At 64.9% G+C, this 19,020-nt stretch carries 20 protein-coding genes; 7 read left to right on the forward strand and 13 right to left on the reverse strand.

Annotated elements, in window-relative coordinates; genetic code table 11:
• Nucleotides 1-123: 123 nt before the first annotated feature.
• The 7 genes from FYB76_RS13805 (at nucleotide 124) to FYB76_RS13835 (ending at nucleotide 6,351) form a co-directional block, all read left to right on the forward strand.
• The gene (locus FYB76_RS13805; protein WP_154134003.1) at nucleotides 124-1,503 is read left to right on the forward strand and encodes a pitrilysin family protein; all 1,380 of its coding nucleotides are present in this window, start codon (nucleotides 124-126) and stop codon (nucleotides 1,501-1,503) included.
• 136 nt (nucleotides 1,504-1,639) lie between these two features.
• On the forward strand, nucleotides 1,640-2,293 hold the full coding sequence (locus FYB76_RS13810; RefSeq protein WP_154134004.1) for a ParA family protein: 654 nt from the start codon (nucleotides 1,640-1,642) through the stop codon (nucleotides 2,291-2,293).
• A gap of 37 nt (nucleotides 2,294-2,330) precedes the next feature.
• Nucleotides 2,331-3,653, forward strand: a complete 1,323-nt coding sequence (locus tag FYB76_RS13815; protein ID WP_154134005.1) for a pitrilysin family protein — start codon at nucleotides 2,331-2,333, stop codon at nucleotides 3,651-3,653.
• Nucleotides 3,654-3,737: 84 nt separating this feature from the next.
• A complete protein-coding gene (rsmD, locus tag FYB76_RS13820; RefSeq protein ID WP_154134006.1) occupies nucleotides 3,738-4,409 on the forward strand; it encodes a 16S rRNA (guanine(966)-N(2))-methyltransferase RsmD in 672 nt (223 codons plus the stop codon).
• 36 nt (nucleotides 4,410-4,445) lie between these two features.
• On the forward strand, nucleotides 4,446-4,928 hold the full coding sequence (coaD, locus tag FYB76_RS13825) for a pantetheine-phosphate adenylyltransferase (RefSeq protein ID WP_006461533.1): 483 nt from the start codon (nucleotides 4,446-4,448) through the stop codon (nucleotides 4,926-4,928).
• 72 nt (nucleotides 4,929-5,000) lie between these two features.
• On the forward strand, nucleotides 5,001-5,261 hold the full coding sequence (locus FYB76_RS13830) for a YfhL family 4Fe-4S dicluster ferredoxin (RefSeq protein WP_034330680.1): 261 nt from the start codon (nucleotides 5,001-5,003) through the stop codon (nucleotides 5,259-5,261).
• 202 nt (nucleotides 5,262-5,463) lie between these two features.
• Entirely contained in the window at nucleotides 5,464-6,351 is an 888-nt protein-coding gene (locus FYB76_RS13835) for a DMT family transporter (RefSeq protein WP_154134008.1), read from the forward strand.
• Between the two features lie 8 nt (nucleotides 6,352-6,359).
• Here FYB76_RS13835 and FYB76_RS13840 read toward each other — a convergent pair whose 3' ends face one another.
• The 13 genes from FYB76_RS13840 to FYB76_RS13900 form a co-directional block, all read right to left on the reverse strand.
• A complete protein-coding gene (locus FYB76_RS13840; RefSeq protein WP_154134009.1) occupies nucleotides 6,360-7,478 on the reverse strand; it encodes a sensor domain-containing diguanylate cyclase in 1,119 nt (372 codons plus the stop codon).
• A gap of 230 nt (nucleotides 7,479-7,708) precedes the next feature.
• Complete coding sequence (locus FYB76_RS13845) at nucleotides 7,709-8,608, reverse strand: SAM-dependent methyltransferase (protein ID WP_154134010.1); 900 nt, start codon at nucleotides 8,606-8,608, stop codon at nucleotides 7,709-7,711.
• 198 nt (nucleotides 8,609-8,806) lie between these two features.
• On the reverse strand, nucleotides 8,807-10,012 hold the full coding sequence (gene pcaF, locus FYB76_RS13850; protein WP_154134011.1) for a 3-oxoadipyl-CoA thiolase: 1,206 nt from the start codon (nucleotides 10,010-10,012) through the stop codon (nucleotides 8,807-8,809).
• Between the two features lie 41 nt (nucleotides 10,013-10,053).
• Nucleotides 10,054-11,394, reverse strand: coding sequence for a phenylacetate--CoA ligase PaaK (paaK, locus tag FYB76_RS13855; RefSeq protein ID WP_088756853.1), 1,341 nt, complete (start codon nucleotides 11,392-11,394; stop codon nucleotides 10,054-10,056).
• Between the two features lie 35 nt (nucleotides 11,395-11,429).
• Complete coding sequence (paaI, locus tag FYB76_RS13860; RefSeq protein ID WP_154134012.1) at nucleotides 11,430-11,918, reverse strand: hydroxyphenylacetyl-CoA thioesterase PaaI; 489 nt, start codon at nucleotides 11,916-11,918, stop codon at nucleotides 11,430-11,432.
• Nucleotides 11,911-13,449 carry a 3-hydroxyacyl-CoA dehydrogenase gene (locus FYB76_RS13865; RefSeq protein WP_154134013.1) on the reverse strand — a complete coding sequence of 513 codons (1,539 nt, stop codon included), beginning with the start codon at nucleotides 13,447-13,449 and terminating at the stop codon, nucleotides 11,911-11,913. The genes paaI and FYB76_RS13865 overlap by 8 nt, the downstream gene beginning before the upstream one ends.
• A gap of 1 nt (nucleotide 13,450) precedes the next feature.
• Nucleotides 13,451-14,242 carry a 2-(1,2-epoxy-1,2-dihydrophenyl)acetyl-CoA isomerase PaaG gene (gene paaG / locus FYB76_RS13870; RefSeq protein WP_154134015.1) on the reverse strand — a complete coding sequence of 264 codons (792 nt, stop codon included), beginning with the start codon at nucleotides 14,240-14,242 and terminating at the stop codon, nucleotides 13,451-13,453.
• 61 nt (nucleotides 14,243-14,303) lie between these two features.
• On the reverse strand, nucleotides 14,304-15,374 hold the full coding sequence (paaE, locus tag FYB76_RS13875; protein ID WP_154134016.1) for a 1,2-phenylacetyl-CoA epoxidase subunit PaaE: 1,071 nt from the start codon (nucleotides 15,372-15,374) through the stop codon (nucleotides 14,304-14,306).
• A gap of 36 nt (nucleotides 15,375-15,410) precedes the next feature.
• Nucleotides 15,411-15,944: a 1,2-phenylacetyl-CoA epoxidase subunit PaaD gene (gene paaD, locus FYB76_RS13880; RefSeq protein WP_088756858.1), complete on the reverse strand. Its 534-nt coding sequence runs from the start codon at nucleotides 15,942-15,944 to the stop codon at nucleotides 15,411-15,413.
• Entirely contained in the window at nucleotides 15,941-16,693 is a 753-nt protein-coding gene (paaC, locus tag FYB76_RS13885) for a 1,2-phenylacetyl-CoA epoxidase subunit PaaC (protein ID WP_088756859.1), read from the reverse strand. Before paaC ends, paaD begins: the two co-directional genes overlap by 4 nt.
• A 10-nt stretch (nucleotides 16,694-16,703) precedes the next feature.
• Nucleotides 16,704-16,988, reverse strand: coding sequence for a 1,2-phenylacetyl-CoA epoxidase subunit PaaB (gene paaB / locus FYB76_RS13890; RefSeq protein ID WP_008332574.1), 285 nt, complete (start codon nucleotides 16,986-16,988; stop codon nucleotides 16,704-16,706).
• Nucleotides 16,989-17,081: 93 nt separating this feature from the next.
• Nucleotides 17,082-18,068 (reverse strand): 1,2-phenylacetyl-CoA epoxidase subunit PaaA, encoded by a 987-nt coding sequence (paaA, locus tag FYB76_RS13895; protein ID WP_088756860.1) that lies wholly within the window; start codon nucleotides 18,066-18,068, stop codon nucleotides 17,082-17,084.
• A 127-nt stretch (nucleotides 18,069-18,195) separates the two neighbouring features.
• Nucleotides 18,196-18,798 carry a phenylacetic acid degradation protein PaaY gene (locus FYB76_RS13900; protein WP_088756861.1) on the reverse strand — a complete coding sequence of 201 codons (603 nt, stop codon included), beginning with the start codon at nucleotides 18,796-18,798 and terminating at the stop codon, nucleotides 18,196-18,198.
• Between the last annotated feature and the right edge of the window lie 222 nt (nucleotides 18,799-19,020).

A 19,020-nucleotide genomic window follows, 5' to 3' on the forward strand; every position in this document is an offset into this window, starting at 1 on the left:
CCCTGGCGGCCAGGCGCGTGGCTGCCCTGACAACCGCAGTGGACAGGTTACAATTGCCCTTCCACAAGACCCGCGCCTGGCCGCCAGGGTCAATGAATCCTGCATTTTATCAGAGCACAGCCCATGAAATCGAAGATCAGAGCCCTCCTGGCCACCGCCCTGCTGAGCCTGCTGGCCACCACGGCGGCGCAGGTGCGGGCCGAGCCGGCGCGCGAATTCGTGCTGGCCAACGGCATGAAGGTGGTCGTCAAGGAAGACCGGCGCGCGCCCACTGCGGTGCAGATGGTCTGGTACAAGGTCGGCAGCATTGACGAACTCAACGGCACCACGGGGGTCTCGCATGCGCTGGAACACATGATGTTCAAGGGCACGAAGAACCACAAGGTCGGCGATTTCAGCCGCCTCGTGGCCGAGCTGGGCGGGCAGGAAAACGCCTTCACCGCCAATGACTTCACCGCCTACTTCCAGCAGATCGAAAAGAGCCACCTGGAAAAGGTGATGGCGCTCGAAGCCGACCGCATGGCCAACCTGCAATTCGACGCCAAGGAATTCGCCAAGGAAATCCGCGTCATCATGGAAGAGCGCCGCTGGCGCACCGATGACCAGCCCATGGGCCTGTTGAACGAAGCCCTGAACGCCGCCGCCTGGACCGCCCACCCCTATCACCACCCCGTGGTCGGCTGGATGGACGACCTGCAGCACATGACGGTGCAGGACATCGCCAACTGGTACCGCCAGTGGTACGCCCCCAACAACGCCACGCTGGTGGTGGCCGGGGATGTCGATGCCCAGCGCGTGCTGGCCCTGGCCAAAAAATATTTCGGCAAGATCCCGTCCCACCCCGTGCCCGTGGGCAAGCCGCAGAACGAGCCCGAGCAACTGGGCTTGCGCCGCGTCACCGTGAAGGCACCGGCCGAAAATCCCTATGTGGTGATGGCCTGGAAGGTCCCGGCCCTGCGCAATGTGGAAGCCGACCAGGAAGCCTACGCCCTGGATGTGCTCTCCGCCGTGCTGGACGGCTATGACAATGCCCGCCTGACCGCCAACCTGGTGCGCACCGCCAGCCAGGCCACCGCAGTGGGCGCCAGCTACAGCGGCGTGGCGCGCGGTCCGGTGCTGTTCACGCTGGAAGGCAGCCCGGCCAACGGCGTCACCACCGAACAGCTCGAAGGCCTGCTGCGCGCCGAGGTCCAGCGCATCGCCAGTGAAGGCGTCTCCGAGCAGGAACTGCAGCGGGTGAAGACGCAGCTGATCGCCTCCCAGGTCTACAAGCGCGATTCCGTCTTCGGCCAGGCCATGGAGATCGGCATGATGGAAACCACCGGCCTGGGCCAGAAGAACATCGACCGCATCATCGACCGCCTGAAAAGCGTGACCGCTGCCCAGGTGCAGGCGGTCGCCCAGAAATACTTCAAGGACGATACGCTCACGGTCGCCACGCTGGTGCCCCTGCCGCTGGACGGCAAGAAGCCCGCCGCGCCGCCACCGGGCTTGTTGCATTGAGGATTGACGTTTTTTGCACCATTAAGCCGGGCTCAATGCTGTATTGCATGGCATTAACGTCAGCTTAATGGTGTATCCAAGTCGCTGAGTTCTTCCTTTCCTGATCGATCGGCTTCTGTTCTTTACGGAGAAAACCATGCCCGTCATCGTCGTCGCCAATCCCAAGGGAGGCGTAGGCAAGACCACCCTGGCCACCAACCTGGCCGGTTATTTCGCAAGCCAGGGCCATGCCGTGATGCTGGGCGACATCGACCGCCAGCAATCTTCGCGCGCCTGGCTGTCGATCCGTCCGGAACAGGCGCGCCCCATCAGCACCTGGGACATCAGCGAGGACTACGTCGCCAAGCCGCCCAAGGGCAGCACGCACGTGGTGCTGGACACGCCCGCCGGGCTGCATGGCTGGCGCCTCAACGATACCCTCAAGCTGGCCGACAAGATCCTGGTACCGTTGCAGCCCTCGATCTTCGATATCCTCGCCACGCAGGATTTCCTGCGCCGCCTGGCCAATGAAAAGGCGGTGCGCGACGGCGAGATCGATGTCGGCATCGTCGGCATGCGGGTCGATGCCCGCACCCGCTCGGCCGAGCAGCTGCAGCGCTTCATCGAGGGTTTGAAGCTGCCGGTGCTGGGCCATCTGCGCGATACCCAGAACTATGTGCAGCTGGCCGCCCACGGCCTGACCCTGTGGGATATCGCGCCCTCGCGCGTGCAGCGCGATCTCGACCAGTGGCAGCCCATCCTGCAGTGGATAGGTGGGCAGCCTGTCCCTGCCCCTGAACAGAACGCATGACATCACGCTTGCCCCGTCGCTTTCGATTTCCGTTTCCATGAAAAACATCTTCTCGCTCCTGCTGTTCCCGCTGGCCTTGCTCTCCAGCGCACCCGCCTCGGCGGCCCTGGCCATCCAATCCTGGACCCAGCCCGATGGCGCGCGCGTGCTGTTCGTGGCCAATCATTCCATACCGATGCTGGATGTGAGCGTTCAGTTCGATGCCGGCCAGCGCCGTGATCCCGCCGCCAAGGCCGGCCTGGCCGAGCTGACCGTGGCCAGCCTCACGCGCGGCGTGGAGGCCGCCAACGGCGCCCCGGCACTGACCGAAGCCCAGATCCTCGACGGCTTTGCCGATGTGGCCGCCCAGCAGACCGGCGGAGCCGGGCAGGACCGTGCCGGCGTGAGCCTGCGCAGCCTGTCCTCACCCGCCGAACGCGATGCTGCGCTGGGTTTGCTGGCCCGCATGCTGGCCCATCCGGCCTTCCCGCAGGCGGGCCTGGAGCGTGACCGCGCGCTGGCCATCGCCAACCTGAAGGAAGAACTGACCAAGCCAGAAACCATCGCCGAGAAGGCCTTCATGGAAGCCGCCTACGGCAGCCATCCCTATGCCGTCGATGCCAGCGAAACCAGCCTGCAGGCCATCACCCGCGACGACCTGCTGGCCTTCCATCGCGCCCACTACGTGGCCAACCGCGCCGTCATCGCCCTGATCGGCGACATCACCGAAGCGCAGGCCCGCAGCATCGCCAGCGCCCTCACGCGCGACCTGCCGCAGGGCAGCGCCTTGCCGGCCCTGCCACAGGTGGCCGCACCCAAGGGCGTGGAGCGCCGCATCGCCCACCCGGCCTCGCAATCGCACATCCTCATCGGTGCCCCGGCCATCCAGCGCGGCGACAATGATTTCTTTGCGCTCACGGTCGGCAACTATGTGCTGGGCGGTGGCGGTTTCGTCTCGCGCCTGACCGATGAAGTGCGCGAAAAGCGTGGCCTCAGCTACAGCGTCTACAGCTATTTTTCGCCGCTGGCCCAGCCGGGGCCCTTCCAGATCGGCCTGCAGACCAAGAAGGAGCAGACTGCCGAAGCCCTGCGCGTGACCCGCGCCACGCTGGACAAATTCCTGCAGGAAGGCCCGACCGCCGCCGAACTGAAGGCCGCCAAGGACAACCTCGCCGGTGGTTTCGCCCTGCGCATCGACAGCAATGCCAAGCTGCTTGAGAATCTCTCGGTGATCGGTTTCTATGGCCTGCCGCTGGATTACCTCGATCACTGGATCGAGCGCATCCGCGCGGTGAGCGTGCAGGATGTGCGTGCGGCCTTCCGCAAGCATGTGCATCCGGACGCGTTGTCCACCGTCATCGTCGGTGAAGCTGCCGAGTAAATCATTTAGTTAGTTCATTTCATTCGAGAATCACGGGATCCCCCGGTCCCATCGACGGCCCCGCCGTCAGCAGCAAGGAAAGTCATGCGCAAGAGCAGTCCCCCCTCCCATGGCACGCCCTCCAAGGGCGGCAAGCCATCCCGGCCCGTCAACCGTGGCCCGCACCAGGTGCGCATCATCGGCGGCCAGTGGAAGCGCACGCCGCTGCCGGTGCTGGACGCCGAAGGCCTGCGCCCGACGCCCGACCGCGTGCGCGAGACGGTCTTCAACTGGATCACCCATCTCATCGATGGTGCCTGGGAGCAGGTGGCCTGCATGGACCTCTTCGCCGGCTCCGGCGCCCTCGGTTTCGAAGCGGCCAGCCGCGGTGCACGCCGCGTGGTGATGGTGGAAAACAGCGGCCCGGCCGTGCGCCAGCTGGAAGCCAACCGCGACAAGCTCAAGGCCGACAAGCTGGCCATCGTCCGCGGCGACGCCCTGGCCGCGGTGCAGAGCGCGGCCCAGCGCGAGCCGGGCGGCTACGGCCTGGTCTTCATCGATCCCCCCTATCACCAGGGCTGGCTGGAAAAAGTGTTGCCGGCGTGCATGCCTTTGCTCACCCCTTCCGGGCTGGTCTATGCGGAAGCTGAATATCCGCTCGATGGCGAGCAGGCCCCCGAATGGATGCAGGACTGGGAAGTGGTCCGCGCCGACAAGGCCGGCATGGTCTTCTATCATTTATTGCAACGCAAAAGCGGCACCCAAATTGAGGCATAATGCGCCTTCTGATTCAATAGCCGGAGAGGAGACACCATGGTCACAGCTGTATATCCGGGGACATTCGATCCGTTGACGCGCGGCCATGAGGACCTGGTCCGCCGCGCATCCGGATTGTTCGACAAGCTGGTCGTGGGCGTAGCCGACAGCAAGAACAAGAAGCCCTTCTTTTCGCTCGAAGAGCGCCTGTCGATTGCCAATGAAGTGCTGGGGCATTATCCGAACGTGCAGGTGGAGAGTTTCTCGGGTCTGTTGAAGGATTTCGTGCGCCAGAACAATGCGCGCGTCATCGTGCGCGGCCTGCGCGCGGTCTCGGACTTCGAATACGAATTCCAGATGGCCGGCATGAACCGCTACCTGCTGCCGGACGTGGAAACGCTGTTCCTGACCCCGTCCGACCAGTACCAGTTCATCTCCGGCACCATCGTGCGCGAGATTGCGCAGCTGGGCGGCGACGTGTCCAAGTTCGTGTTCCCGTCGGTGGAGAAGTGGCTCAAGGAAAAGATCGCCAAGCAATGAGGCTGGCGAGGCACAGGACGCAAGGCAAGCAAAAGGCAGGGCAATGATGTTTCAAGCAAGCGAGGTGCGGCAATGGCACTGATGATTACCGACGATTGCATCAACTGCGACGTCTGCGAACCGGAATGCCCCAACGAGGCCATTTACATGGGGCCGCAGATCTACGAGATCGATCCGGACAAATGTACCGAATGCGTCGGCCATTTCGAGGAACCGCAGTGCCAGCAGGTCTGCCCGGTGGCCTGCATCCCCTTCAACCCGGCCTGGCGGGAAAGCCGAGAGCAGCTGATGGACAAGTACGAACGCCTGCAGGCCGAGGCCAAGCGCAGCTGATCGACCGGCTGCGGCCGTGCTGCAAGTCAATGCCGTTCAGTGCTGCACTGAACGGCATTTTGATTTTGTTAATGCTCCTTCTGTCGAGCATTAAGCGTGGATTAATACCCGCTATCAGCGCCGGCCATCCATCCGTCTGCGGCTACGCAAGTACATTGGCTTACCTGCCGGATTGACCTACGCGCTTCCTCCTGAACAAGACATGCAACCCATTCCCAAATCCGCCGTCGCCGCCTTGCTGCTCAACACCTTCATCTGGGGCCTGTCCTGGACTGGCACGCGCGCGCTGGAAGGCATGGGCCTGCATCCGCTCTGGGCCACGGCCGCCATCTTCAGCGGCTGTGCGCTCTTGCTGCTGACCCTGCGCCATCGCGAACTGCCACTGCTGTGGCGCCATCCGGCCCTGCTGGGCGTGGGGCTGGCCACGGGCCTGACCAATGCCTCCTTCAACATGGCGGTGGCCTATGGCGACGTGGTGCGGGTGATCCTGCTGTTCTACCTGATGCCGGTATGGACCGTGATCCTGGCGCGCCTTGTGCTGCACGAGGCCATCACCCCGCGTTCGCTGGCGCGCGTGGCCCTGGGCCTGGGCGGCGCCTTCATCGTGCTGTACCAGCCGCGCCTGGGGCTGCCGCTGCCGCAGAGCCTGCCGGACTGGATGGCGGTGGCCTCGGGCCTGCTCTTTGCCGTGACCAACGTGCTGCTGCGCCGCCTGCACGGCTTCTCCGATGGTACGCGGGCCGTGGCGATGCTGGCCGGTAGCGGCGTCTTCGCCAGCCTGCTGGGCGTGGTGCTGTCGGCGGCCGGCATGGTGGCCTGGCCGCTGCCCCTGCCGATGGCGGCCGTACCCGTGGTGGCGCTGTGGGCGGTGCTGTTCCTGGTATCGAACCTGAGCCTGCAATATGGGGTGGCGCGCCTGCCGGCCAACATCGCGGCCGTCATCATGCTGGCTGAAATCCTGGTGGCGACCTTCTCGGCCTGGATGCTGGGCGCGGCTGAGCTGCGGCCGCAGGACCTCATCGGCGGCGTGCTTATCATCGCCGCGCCCTGGATCGTGCGCGATCGCCGTGTGGCCGCGCAGCCGGCCTGATCAGATGTTCAGTCGGCCGGTGCCAGCATGACGCGGTTGCGCCCGGCTTCCTTGGCCTGGTAGAGCGCCTGGTCGGCGGCCTTGAGCATGGCCTGCTTGACCTCGGCGGCGGGACGGCTGCGCTCCGGCGGTGACAGCGCGGCCGCGCCGATGGAGGCGCTGATGCGCAGCGGATCGCGCGAACCTTCGATCATCACGCCACGGCTGCAGATGCCGGCGCGGATGCGCTCGGCGATGCGTTCCGCGTCGTCCCGCGTGGCGTGCGTGAGCAGCACCACGAATTCTTCCCCGCCGAAGCGTCCCAGCGCATCCGAGAGACGCAGTTCCTTCTTGATGCGCGCGGCCACTTCACGCAGCACATCATCGCCGCTCTGGTGGCCGAACTGGTCGTTGACGCGCTTGAAATGGTCGATGTCGATGAACAGGCAAGACAGTGCCGAGCGGTCACGCTGGCTGCGCGCCACTTCTTCCTGCATGCGCTGCTCGATGTAGCGGCGGTTGTTCACGCCCGTGAGCGGATCGGTGAGGCCGATGTGCTTCAGGCGTTCGTTGTTGATGACGTTTTCCAGGCAGATGGCGGCGACAGTGGCCAGGCGCTGGATGAAGTCGGTGGCCAGGCTGCGGGTGAAGCGCTCGGCATAGGCGCTACCCAGCGACAGATAGCCCAGCAAGCGATGCTGGCGCACCAGCGGCAGCACCGCCACGCTCACCGGCTGGTAATTTGGGAACAGCGCGCCGTGCAGGGCCGGCACGTACTGGCCCAGGCGCGGCTTTTCATCTTCCAGCGGACCATCTTCGTCGATGAAATGCAGCGGGGCTTTCAGGAACAGCAGCTTGGGAAATTCGTTCACGCCGATCTGCAGGTCGCGCAGGATGCGCTGGATCGCGTAGTCGCCATCGATGAGAGACAGCGTCACCGTCTCCAGGCTGAACACGCCCGGCATGACGGTGAGGATGACGTCGATCAGCTCGCGGAATTCGCTGGCGCCGATCAGTTTCAGGTCGAAGGCCTGGTGGCGCTCGATGATGGACTGGTTGATGTGCGCCTGCTGCAGCAGCTCCTGCAGTTCGCTCCTCAGTTGCTCGTTGTCGGCAATCAGCGATTCCATATCGATGGTGGCTCTCATGTGCTCATCTGCATTTCCCGGCGTGCGGCCGGCCCCTTGCCCAATCCGGTTGCCCGGTCTCCCTGCGGCCAGTCACGCCAAGGGCGTGCGGCCGGACTGCCTGTGCTGCTGTGCTGCAATTGCCGTATTCCAATCCGATGTTATCGGCAGGGACGGCGGCAAATGAAGCCTGACCCTGTCATTCCTGTCCAGCAAGAAACGTTCCCGTCCGCTTGCCTGCTGGCGCCGGCTCAGGCGGCCAGGGGGGCGAAGAAGCGTTCGCCCATCTCTTCCAGCCCCAGCGTGCGCAGCACTTCCTGCAGGCGCTCGGCCGGGCGGCGGCGCGGCAGGTCGCGGTATTGCGCAATGATCAACTCGTTCTTCATCGAATGTTCCCAGCCCACCAGCTCGGTCACGCTGACCTTGTAGCCATGCGCTTCCAGCTGCAGGCAGCGCAGCACATTGGTGACCTGGCTGCCGAATTCGCGCGTGTGCAGCGGGTGGCGCCAGATCTCGGTGAGCGAATTGGCGAGCGACTTGCCCTTGTTGCGATTGAGCACCGAGGCCACTTCGGCCTGGCAGCACGGTACCAGCACGATGAAGCGCGCCTGTTTGGCCAGCGCGAAATGGATGGCGTCATCGGTGGCGGTGTCGCAGGCGTGCAGGGCGGTGACCACGTCGATCTTTTCCGGCAGGCTGGACGAGGTGGTGGAATCGGCCACCGACAGGTTCAGGAAGGACATGCCGCCAAAGCCCAGGCGTGCAGCCAGTTCTTCGGACTTGCGCACCAGCTCTTCGCGCGTTTCGATGCCATAGATGCGCGGTGCACCCTGCAGGCTTTTGAAGAACAGGTCGTAGAGGATGAAACCGAGATAGGACTTGCCCGCGCCATGGTCGACCAGGCTCACGTCGGGATGATCATCCAGCACTTCCTGCAGCAGCGGTTCGATGAACTGGTAGAGGTGGTAGACCTGCTTGAGCTTGCGGCGGCTGTCCTGGTTCAGCTTGCCGTCGCGCGTCAGGATGTGGAGTTCCTTGAGCAGTTCGATGGACTGGCCGGGGCGGATCTCATGCGCCTGCGGGGCGCTCTCGGCAGTGGGTTTGGCCCGGTTCGGCTGGCGGCCGGGGGCGCTGTTGGCTTGCTTGCTCATGGTGCTGCACTGGCGAAGGGCCGGCGCGCAGGCCGGCGGGGTGGATTCGGGGGCAGGGCGGCGAGCTCCGGAGCTCGGCAAAGGCCTGCCGTGGCCGGGCATTTTACCCGATCCCGATGTCAACTTCGTGAAGTGCTGCTGCCGTGCGCGGCATGTTGCAAGCCAGCAAACATGCGCGCACGGGCCGTTGCCGAGGCCTTACGCTACCCGTTCGATCACCAGCGCAATGCCCTGGCCCACGCCGATGCACATGGTGCACAGCGCATAGCGCCCACCGGTGCGCTCCAGCTGGTTGAGGGCGGTCGTCACAAGCCGTGCACCGGAAGCGCCCAGCGGGTGGCCGATGGCAATGGCGCCGCCATTCGGATTGACGTGCGCGGCATCGTCGGGCAAGCCGAGATCGCGCGTCACGGCCAGCCCCTGCGCGGCAAAGGCTTCGTTGAGTTCGATCACGTCCATCTGCGCCAGCGTCAGGCCGACTTGCGCCAGCACCTTGCGTGCCGCCGGTGCCGGGCCGAAGCCCATGATGCGCGGCGCCACGCCTGCCGTGGCCATGCCCAGCACGCGCGCACGGGGCTTCATGCGATACAGGTCGGCGGCCTTGGGCGAGGCCAGCAGCAGCGCGCAGGCCCCGTCGTTGACGCCGGAGGCATTGCCGGCCGTGACCGTGCCATCGGGACGCACCACGCCCTTGAGTTTGGCCAGCGTGGCCAGGGTAGTGTCCGGACGCGGATGTTCGTCGGTGGTGACGATGAGCGGATCGCCCTTCTTCTGCGGGATGGCCAGCGGTGCGATCTCGCCCGCGAAGAAACCGGCCTCCTGCGCTGCGGCCCAGCGTTGCTGGCTGCGCAGCGCAAAAGCATCCTGGTCGGCCCGGTTGATGTTGAAATCGGTGGCGACGTTTTCGGCCGTCTCGGGCATGGAGTCGATGCCGTACTGCGCCTTCATCAGCGGATTGACGAAGCGCCAGCCGATGGTGGTATCGAAGATCGCGGCACTGCGCGAGAAGGCCGATTCCGCCTTGCCCATCACGAAGGGCGCGCGCGTCATGCTCTCCACGCCGCCGGCGATCATCAGCTGCACCTCGCCCGACTTGATGGCGCGTGCGGCCATGCCCACGGCATCGAGGCTGGAGCCGCACAGGCGGTTGAGGGTCGTGCCCGGTACCTCGATGGGCAGGCCGGCCAGCAAACCGGCCATGCGGGCCACGTTGCGGTTGTCTTCGCCGGCCTGGTTGGCGCAGCCGTAGAGGATGTCGTCGACGCGGCTCCAGTCGACGCCGGGGTTGCGCTCCATGAGGCTGCGAATGGGCGCGGCCGCGAGGTCGTCGGCGCGTACCGCGCCGAGAGCGCCACCGTAGCGGCCGAAGGGCGTGCGGATGGCGTCACAGATCAATGCTTCCATAGGTCTCTTTCTTCCTGGATCAAGGGTTGCAGGGCCGGGCATCAGGCCGGAACGGCCGACGTGGCGGCGGCTTCGGCCTTCTTGCGATGGTCGATCACGCGCTTGGCCTTGCCCACCGAGGTGCGCTCGATCATGCCGGCCGGCACCACGGTCACCTTGGTCGAGATGCCGACATAGGTCTTGATGCTGTGCTGCAGTTCCTTCTCCAGCGCTTCCACGTGTTCGTTGGAGGCATCCTCGCGCAGCTCGGCGAAGACGCACATGCTGTCCATGTGGCCGTGGCGTTCGATCTGCAACTGGTATTGCGGGGCCAGTTGCGGCAGCTTCAGGATCAGCTCTTCGATCTGGGTCGGGAACACGTTCACGCCACGGATGATGAGCATGTCATCCGAACGGCCGGTGATCTTGCCGATGCGGCGCATCGAGCGCGAGGTCGGCGGCAACAGGCGCGTGAGGTCGCGGGTGCGGTAGCGGATCATCGGCAGCGCTTCCTTGGTCAGCGAGGTAAAGACCAGCTCGCCTTCCTCGCCATCGGGCAGCACTTCACCGGTATCCGGGTCGATGATCTCGGGATAGAAGTGGTCCTCCCAGATCACCGGGCCATCCTTGCTCTCGATGCATTCGCTGGCCACGCCCGGCCCCATCACTTCGGAGAGGCCATAGATGTCCACCGCATCGATGCCGGCGCGCTGCTGGATCTCGCGGCGCATGGCATCGGTCCAGGGCTCGGCACCGAAGATGCCGACCTTCAGCGAACTGGCCGCCGCATCCAGTCCCTGGCGCTGGAATTCCTCGATCACGTTGAGCATGTAGGAGGGCGTGACCATGATGATGCTGGGTTTGAAATCACGAATGAGCTGCACCTGTTTTTCAGTCTGGCCGCCCGACATGGGGATGACGGTGCAGCCCAGTTTTTCCGCACCATAGTGCGCGCCCAGGCCGCCGGTGAAGAGGCCATAGCCATAGGAAATCTGCACGATATCGCCACGCCGGCCACCGGCAGCGCGAATGGAGCGCGCCACCACGGTGGCCCAGGTGTCGATGTCGTTCTGCGTATAGCCCACCACGGTCGGCTTGCCGGTGGTGCCGCTGGAGGCGTGCACCCGCACCACCTGTTCGCGCGGCACGGCAAACATGCCGAAGGGATAGTGGTCGCGCAGGTCCTGCTTGGTGGTGAAGGGGAATTTGGAGAGATCCGACAGGCTCTTGAGGTCGTCCGGATGCACGCCGGCCTGGTCGAAGGCATTGCGGTAGTGCGCCACGTTGTCATAGGCGTGCTGCAAGGACCATTTCAGGCGTTGCAGCTGCAGCGCCTGCAGTTCGTCGCGGCTGGCGGTTTCGATGGGTTCCAGATCGCCGGGTTGTGGAGTGCGGGTGGTCATGGTGGTCTCCTGTCTCTGTTGGTATTGGTGTTCTTTTATGCGTGGCCCTGCTGCGCCGCCGGTAGTCCTGCGATCACCTCGCCCTTGATGCGATAGGACTTGCCCCGGAACAGCGCGATGACCTTGCCGTCCTGGTTGCTCACGGTGATGTCGTAGACGCCGGTGCGGCCGGCTAGCGTGCGCTCCTGCGCTTCTGCGGTGAGCACGTCGTCGCGCAGGGCAGGGGCCACGTAGTCGATGCTGCACCCCGATGCCACGGTGTTGAGATTACGGCTGTTGCAGGCAAATGCAAAGCTGCTGTCGGCCAGCGCGAAGATGAAACCGCCATGGCAGGTGGCGTGGCCGTTGAGCATGTCGCTGCGTACCAGCATGCTCAGGCGCGCGCGGCCGGGGCCGACTTCCAGCACCTTCATCCCCAGGGACTGGGAAGCGTTGTCGCGCGCGTACATGGCGCGCACCGTGGCCTCGGCCAGGGCTTGTGGATCCATCCCGGTGGATGGGAATGGCAAGGCGGTCTCACTCATGGAATTTCCTCCCGGAAGCTTGCAGTCGTTGGAGCAGGGGCGAGACGCGGTAGCGGTCTTCGCCATAGGTGGCACTGAGCTGGCGCAGCACGTTGGCCACCGTGTCGATGCCGATGGCATCGGCCCAGGCCAAGGGGCCGCGCGGATAATTGACGCCCTTCTGCATGGCCATGTCGGCGTCACTCCTGCTGCAGACGCCCTGGTTGACGGCGTCGGCAGCTTCGTTGACAAGCATGCAGACGGTACGCATGACCGCCATGCCCGGCACGTCCTGCAGGGGCGAGATGGCGAAGCCGCAGCTTTGCAGCACGCCTGCCACGGCCTGGTAGGCACGGTCGCGGCACTGGTCGGCGCGGGCCAGGCCCAGGCGGGGGGCCTGGCCATAGTCCAGGGCCAGGTCCACCAGCACCACGTCGGGCATGTTGTAGTCATAGGATTGCTGGGTGGCGGTGCGGCCCTCGGTGACGTAGAGGCGGCCGGGGCCGCCCTTCAAGAGCAGGTTGTCCGCGCGCGGCGCGCAGTATTCCACGCGCCCCTTGTAGCGGGCGCGGACCACTTCCACCAGGGGATGCGTGCCGAACAATTGCAGCGGCACCGTGGGGACGTCGAAGACCGGCTCGGTCGCGGGCGCTGGCGTGTCGGCTGCCTCGTCATAGCGATAGAAGCCGCGCCCGGTCTTGCGGCCCAGGTAACCGGCGTGCACCAGTTCCTGCTGGATCAGCGAAGGCGTGAAACGCGGATCGTTGAAGTAGGCCTGGAACACCGATTGCGTGACGGCGAAATTGACGTCATGCCCGATCAGGTCCATCAGCTCGAAGGGCCCCATGCGAAAGCCCCCCGCCTCCCGCAGGAGGGCATCGATGGTGGCCGGCTGCGCACCGCATTCGTTGAGCACGCGCAGGGCTTCGGCGTAGTAGGGGCGCGCCAGGCGATTGACGATGAAGCCCGGCGTCGAGCTGGCCAGCACCGGTACCTTGCCCCAGGCACGTGCGGTGTCCTGCACGCAGCGCGCCACGGCGCCATCGCTGGCCAGGCCGCGGATGATTTCCACCAGCGCCATCTGCGGCACCGGGTTGAAGAAGTGCATGCCCACCAGGCGCTCGGGATGGCGCAGCGTGGCGCCGATGTGGGTGATCGAGATCGAGGACGTATTGCTGGCCAGGATGCACTGCGCATCGACGATGGCTTCCAGCTTGCCGAACAGTTCCTGCTTGGCCGCAAGCTGTTCGACGATGGCTTCCACCACCAGGCGCGCGCCGCGCATCTCCTGCAGCGAGCCGGCCACTGCCAGGCGCTCGCTGGCGCCCTCGGCTTGCTCGGCGCTGATCTTGCCCTTGTTGGCCAGGCGGTCGAGGGTCGCGCGGATCTCGCCGATGGCCTTGGTGGCGGCCCCCTCGCGGCTGTCGTAGAGCTGCACCGGATGACCGGCCATGGCCGCCACCTGGGCAATCCCGGCACCCATGGTGCCACTGCCGATCACCGCCACCGCAGCGGTGGCGGGCAGGGCGCAGGTGTTCTCTGCTGCGCTCATGTCATTGCCCCGTGAATTGCGGTGCGCGCTTTTCCAGGAAGGCGCTCACGCCCTCGCGGTAATCGCGGCTGTGCCCGAGGGCGCGCATGGTGTCACGCTCCAGATCCAGCTGTTCGGGCAGCGTGTTGGCCGGGCTGGCATACAGGGTGGCCTTGGTGGCGGCCAGGCCCTTGGTCGGGGCGCGGGCGAAGTGCGTGGCCATGGCGTAGGCCTCTTCCATGAGCTTGTCGTCGTCCACGCACTTCCAGATCAGGCCCCAGCGTTCGGCCTGCTCCGCGCTGATCTTGTCGCCCAGCAGCGCCATGCCCATGGCGCGTGCCGTACCCACCAGGCGCGGCAGGAAGTAGGTGCCGCCGGTATCAGGGATCAGCCCCAGCTTGCAGAACACTTCCACGAAGCTGGCCGAACGCGCGGCCAGCACGATGTCGCAGGCCAGCGGCAGGTTCGCGCCCGCACCGGCGGCCACGCCATTGACGGCGCAGATCACCGGGAAGGGCAGCGCCCGCAGCGACTTCACCAGCGGACCGTAGTACTTGTCGATGGATTCGCCCAGGTCGACGGCGCCATCACCGGGTTTGACGGCGCGGTCGCCCAGGTCCTGGCCGGCGCAGAAGCCCCGTCCGGCGCCGGTGAGCAGCAGCACCCGCACGCTGGTGTCGGCCTGCAGCGCGGCGATGGCCTCGCGCAACTCCAGGTGCATGGCCACGGTGAAGCTGTTGAGCTTGTCGGGACGGTTCAGGGTGATGACGGCGATGCCGTCATGGTTCTCGAAGAGGATGGAGGAGTCGCTCATGGGCTCGGGAAAGTTCTGGGGCTGATCAAAGGGAGGGCAGCATCGTGCGGACGTGGCCGCCTCAGTTGTCCTGGTCGAAATCCAGCAGCAGCTTGTCGCTGACCGGGAAGGACTGGCAGCTCAAGACGAAGCCGCGCGCAATCTCGTAGTCTTCGAGCGCGTAGTTGGCATCCATGTCGACCTTGCCCTCGACCACCTTGCAGCGGCAGGTGGCGCACACGCCCCCCTTGCAGGAGTAGCGCAGGTCGATGCCGTGCTTCAGGCCTGCGTCGAGCACGGATTCCTTTTCCTTGTCCATGGTGAAGACGTTGTGATACCCGTCGACGATCACCGTGACCTCGCATTCCTTCTTGCCCACCACCGGGCGCGAGGCATGCGCGCGTGTCGGCGCGCTGGCGGCGAACAGTTCGGTCTTGATCTGCGCCTTGGGCATGCCATGCGCCTGCAGCGAGTCGGAGACGGCCTGCACCATCTCTTCCGGGCCGCACAGGAAGGCGGCGTCCACATCCTTGATATCGATCCAGGAGTCGAAGAAGGCATCGCACTTGCTGCGGTCGATGCGGCCGTTGAACAGTTCCACGTCCTGCTGCTCGCGGCTCATCACCCAGATCACGTTGAGGCGTTCGAGGTAGGCATCCTTGAGGTCGGTGATTTCTTCCTTGAAGATCACCGAGGAGGAAGCACGATTGGCATAGACCAACGTGAAACGGCTGTCCGGTTCGGCCAGCAGCGTGGTTTTGATGATGGAGATCATCGGCGTGATGCCGCTGCCGGCGGCAAAGGCCAGGTAGTGCTTGCGGTTGGCCGCATCCAGCGGGACGTTGAAGTGGCCCATGGGCGGCATCACCTCGATGCTTTGTCCCGGGACAAAGGATTCATTGGCCCAGTTCGAGAACAGCCCGCCCGGTACGCGCTTGATGGCCACGCGCAACTGCTTTTCCTGGGTCGCCGCGCAGATGGAATAGGAGCGGCGCAATTCCTCGCCCTCGATATGCGAGCGCAGCGTCAGGTGCTGGCCTTGCTGGTAGGAAAACGTGTCCTGCAATTCGGGCGGGACGGCGAAGGAGACCACGATGGTATCGCGCGTTTCCTGCTTCACGCCCGAGATGGTCAGTGGATAGAATTTGCTCATGATCTTGTGCCTTTGTTCTGGGACATTGAGCGCGGCTCAATGCGCCTTGAAGTAATCGAACGGCTCGCGGCAGTCCTTGCACTGGTACAGCGCCTTGCAGGAGGTGGAGCCGAACTGGCTCACGCAGACCGTCTGCATCGAACCGCAATGCGGGCATTGCACCCGGGGTGCTGCCTGTGGCCGCAGGCTGATGCCGCGAATGTCGATGACCTGCTGCGCCGGGGGCGCGATGCCGTATTGCTGCAGGTTGCTGCGGCCTTTCTCGCTCATCCAGTCGGTGTTCCAGGCCGGTGCCAGCTGCGTGCGGATGGCCACCTCGGCCAGGCCGTGCTGCTTGAGGGCGGTGCTGATGTCCTGTGCGATCACGCCCATGGCCGGGCAGCCGGAATAGGTGGGGGTGATGACCACGGTGCAGCGTGCTGCCTCGGCATCCGCCTCGGAGACCTCGACGGCGCGTACGATGCCCAGGTCGACCACCGAGATGACCGGAATCTCCGGATCGGGAATGGCTTCCAGCCATTCCCAGATGCTCGCCTGCAGGGTCTGCGCGCGGGAGGCCAGCTCGCTCACCAGCTCGCTCCCGGATAGGTGCGCTGCAGGAACTGCATCTCCGCCAGCAGGTAGCCCAGGTGTTCGGTATGCCGGCCCTGCTTGCCGCCGCCCTGCATCCACAGTCCGGACGCAGGCAGCTGCAGCGTGGCTTCGCGCATCACCTCGGTGACGTGCTGCTGCCACTTCTGCTGCAGCTCTCCGAGGTCCGGCGCGATGCCGTTGGCCTGCATGACCTGGTCCAGCGCGTCGGCAGTGAACAGTTCGCCGGTGTACATCCACAGCGCATCGATGGCGTCCTGCATGCGTCGGTGGCTTTCCTCGGTGCCGTCCCCCAGGCGGATCATCAGGTCGGTGCTGCGACGGACGTGATAGGTGACTTCCTTGAAGCACTTCTGCGCGATCTCGGCGATGCGGGCATCGCTGCTTTCGCACAGGCCTTCGAGCAGGAAGTAATGCCAGACATCGAAGAGGAACTGGCGCGCCAGCGTATCGGCATAGCTGCCATTGGGCAGCTCCACCAGCAGCAGGTTGTGGAACTGATGGGCATCGCGCAGGAAGGCCAGCTGGTCTTCGTTGCGTCCTGCACCTTCCAGTTCGGCGGCGTAGGCCAGCCAAAGGCGCGCCTGGCCGATCAGGTCCAGCGAGACGTTGATCAGGGCCATGTCTTCTTCCAGGGCCGGGCCCTTGCCACACCATTCGGAGAGGCGCTGCGAGAGCACCAGGACGTTGTCGCCCAGGCGTCGCACGTAATCGGTTTTATCGGTCATGGTGCGCCTCTTACAGGTTCTTCAGTTCAGCCGGCATGGGGAAGAAGGTCGGATGGCGATACACCTTGCTGTTGGCCGGTTCGAACAGCGGCGCCTTGTCGCCGGGGCTGGAGGAGACGATGTCGGCGGCACGGACCACCCAGATGCCCACGCCTTCATTGCGGCGCGTGTAGACGTCGCGCGCATTGTTGATGGCCATCTCGCCATCGGGGGCATGCAGGCTGCCGACGTGTTTGTGGGCCAGACCGTGCTGGCTGCGGATGAAGACTTCCCAGAGAGGCCATTCCTTGCTCATGATGCGTTTCCTTGTTGGCGGGCCACCCGGTGAGGTCGGGCGGCCACTGGCAGGTTGTGAGATGAAGCGATCCAGATATGCGCGGCCGGCGAATCACGCCGCCTTGCGCGCGGCACGCTTGTCGGCATGCGCCACCAGCGCATCGCGGAACCAGGCACCGTCGTCATAGGCTTTCTTGCGGGTGGCCAGGCGTTCGCGGTTGCAGGGGCCGTTGCCGCGCAGGACGTTGTGGAATTCGTCCCAGTTGATGTCACCGAAGTCGTAGCGGCCACGTTCTTCGTTCCACTTGAGGTCGGGGTCGGGAACGGTGAGGCCCAGGTATTCGATCTGCGGGATGGTCTGGTCGACCATGCGCTGGCGCAGTTCGTCATTGGAGAAGAGCTTGATGCGCCATTGCATCGACTGGGCGCTGTTGACCGATTCCGCATCGGAGGGGCCGAACATCATCAGCGCCGGCCACCACCAGCGGTTCAGCGCATCCTGCGCCATCTGCTTCTGTTCCGGCGTGCCACGGCACAGCGCCAGCATGATGTCGTAGCCCTGGCGGGCGTGGAAGGATTCCTCCTTGCACACACGCACCATGGCGCGCGAGTAGGGACCATAGGAACAGCGGCACAGCGGGATCTGGTTGATGATGGCCGAGCCATCCACCAGCCAGCCGATGGCCCCCATGTCGGCCCAGCTCAGGGTCGGGTAGTTGAAGATGCTGGAGTACTTGGCCTTGCCCGCATGCAGGTCGCCCAGCAGGGCGTCGCGCGACACGCCCAGGGTTTCTGCGGCGCTGTAGAGGTAGAGGCCGTGCCCGGCTTCGTCCTGGATCTTGGCCAGCAGGATGGCCTTGCGCTCCAGGGTCGGGGCGCGCGTGACCCAGTTGGCCTCGGGCAGCTGGCCGACGATTTCCGAGTGGGCGTGCTGCGAGATCTGGCGCACCAGGGTCTTGCGATAGGCCTCGGGCATCCAGTCCTTGGGCTCGATCTTGACGCCCGCATCGATGCGCGCCTGGAAGGCCTGTTCTTCGGGGGACATGTCGTCGGCGCTGCGCACCTTGGCCAGTCCGGTTTCTACGAGTTGTGCATACATGCTGCTTCTCCATGAAGTGGATCACGCCGGCGCTGGACGAACGCGGTCCTTGCCGCAGGGACCGGCCCTGCGTCTGCGTGATGTAAAAGCGTGAATCTTGAAACTGAAAAAAATGTGTTGCCGCCTGCTAAGCCCGTTTGGCCGCGATCAGCGGTTCGACGAAGGGCGCGGCCAGGCTCGGCCGGTTTTCTTCGATCTGCGCCAGGGGGCTGACCTCCCGCAGGCTCTTCAGGCTGCGCTTGGCAAGGTCGTGATACGTCTCGGTACCGGCCCGTTTCCAGGCCATCTCTTCTTGCGTCAGGTCGCGCACCACCTTGGCCGGCAAACCGGCCACCAGGGTGCGCGGGGGAATCTGCATGCCCGCCCGCACGAAGGCGCAGGCGGCCACGATGGATTGTTCGCCCACCACCGCTTCATCCATCACCACCGCATTCATGCCCACCAGCGCATCGCGCTCGACCGTGCAGCTGTGCAGCACCGCACCGTGGCCGATATGGCCGTTCTCGCCCACCACCGTGGCGTGGCCCGGAAAGCCGTGCACCACGCAGGTGTCCTGCACGTTGGCACCACGCTCCAGCACGATGCGGCCGAAGTCGCCGCGCAGGCAGGCCGCCGGGCCGACGTAACAATCGGGGCCGACGATGACGTCGCCGATCAGCACCGCCGTGGGATGGACATAGGCGGCCGGGTCGACCACCGGGATCACGCCTTCGATCGAGTAACAGGGCACAGCGTCTCCTTGGCCAGCGCATCCCTGCAGGCGCGCCAGCAGCTTGTGGTTGCAGCGTGCTGAAGCTTTGCTTGTCTTTCCCGGTTGAAACGCATGGAAAAAAGCATTTGCCTGCCGCTGTTTTTTGAGGAATAATAATTTCGACCGACCGGTTGGTCAATAATGTTTTGAAGATTTTTTCTGACCGTGTTCAGCAGGCAGGGAAATTGAGGCAGGGCAGGG

Source organism: Herbaspirillum sp. CAH-3 (genome assembly GCF_009668275.1).
Taxonomy (GTDB): Bacteria; Pseudomonadota; Gammaproteobacteria; order Burkholderiales; family Burkholderiaceae_D; genus Herbaspirillum; species Herbaspirillum aquaticum.

Bases quoted from the DNA above. Each gene is read 5' to 3' on its own strand.
- paaI (WP_154134012.1), bottom strand. From the start codon at position 11,918: ATGAGTGAGACCGCCTTGCCATTCCCATCCACCGGGATGGATCCACAA.
- FYB76_RS13830 (WP_034330680.1), top strand. From the start codon at position 5,001: ATGGCACTGATGATTACCGACGATTGCATCAACTGCGACGTCTGCGAA.
- FYB76_RS13805 (WP_154134003.1), top strand. From the start codon at position 124: ATGAAATCGAAGATCAGAGCCCTCCTGGCCACCGCCCTGCTGAGCCTG.
- FYB76_RS13840 (WP_154134009.1), bottom strand. From the start codon at position 7,478: ATGAGAGCCACCATCGATATGGAATCGCTGATTGCCGACAACGAGCAA.
- paaG (WP_154134015.1), bottom strand. From the start codon at position 14,242: ATGAGCGACTCCTCCATCCTCTTCGAGAACCATGACGGCATCGCCGTC.
- paaB (WP_008332574.1), bottom strand. From the start codon at position 16,988: ATGAGCAAGGAATGGCCTCTCTGGGAAGTCTTCATCCGCAGCCAGCAC.
- FYB76_RS13835 (WP_154134008.1), top strand. From the start codon at position 5,464: ATGCAACCCATTCCCAAATCCGCCGTCGCCGCCTTGCTGCTCAACACC.
- pcaF (WP_154134011.1), bottom strand. From the start codon at position 10,012: ATGGAAGCATTGATCTGTGACGCCATCCGCACGCCCTTCGGCCGCTAC.
- rsmD (WP_154134006.1), top strand. From the start codon at position 3,738: ATGCGCAAGAGCAGTCCCCCCTCCCATGGCACGCCCTCCAAGGGCGGC.
- paaE (WP_154134016.1), bottom strand. From the start codon at position 15,374: ATGAGCAAATTCTATCCACTGACCATCTCGGGCGTGAAGCAGGAAACG.
- paaK (WP_088756853.1), bottom strand. From the start codon at position 11,394: ATGACCACCCGCACTCCACAACCCGGCGATCTGGAACCCATCGAAACC.
- paaC (WP_088756859.1), bottom strand. From the start codon at position 16,693: ATGACCGATAAAACCGATTACGTGCGACGCCTGGGCGACAACGTCCTG.
- paaA (WP_088756860.1), bottom strand. From the start codon at position 18,068: ATGTATGCACAACTCGTAGAAACCGGACTGGCCAAGGTGCGCAGCGCC.
- FYB76_RS13865 (WP_154134013.1), bottom strand. From the start codon at position 13,449: ATGAGCGCAGCAGAGAACACCTGCGCCCTGCCCGCCACCGCTGCGGTG.
- FYB76_RS13810 (WP_154134004.1), top strand. From the start codon at position 1,640: ATGCCCGTCATCGTCGTCGCCAATCCCAAGGGAGGCGTAGGCAAGACC.
- FYB76_RS13815 (WP_154134005.1), top strand. From the start codon at position 2,331: ATGAAAAACATCTTCTCGCTCCTGCTGTTCCCGCTGGCCTTGCTCTCC.
- coaD (WP_006461533.1), top strand. From the start codon at position 4,446: ATGGTCACAGCTGTATATCCGGGGACATTCGATCCGTTGACGCGCGGC.
- FYB76_RS13845 (WP_154134010.1), bottom strand. From the start codon at position 8,608: ATGAGCAAGCAAGCCAACAGCGCCCCCGGCCGCCAGCCGAACCGGGCC.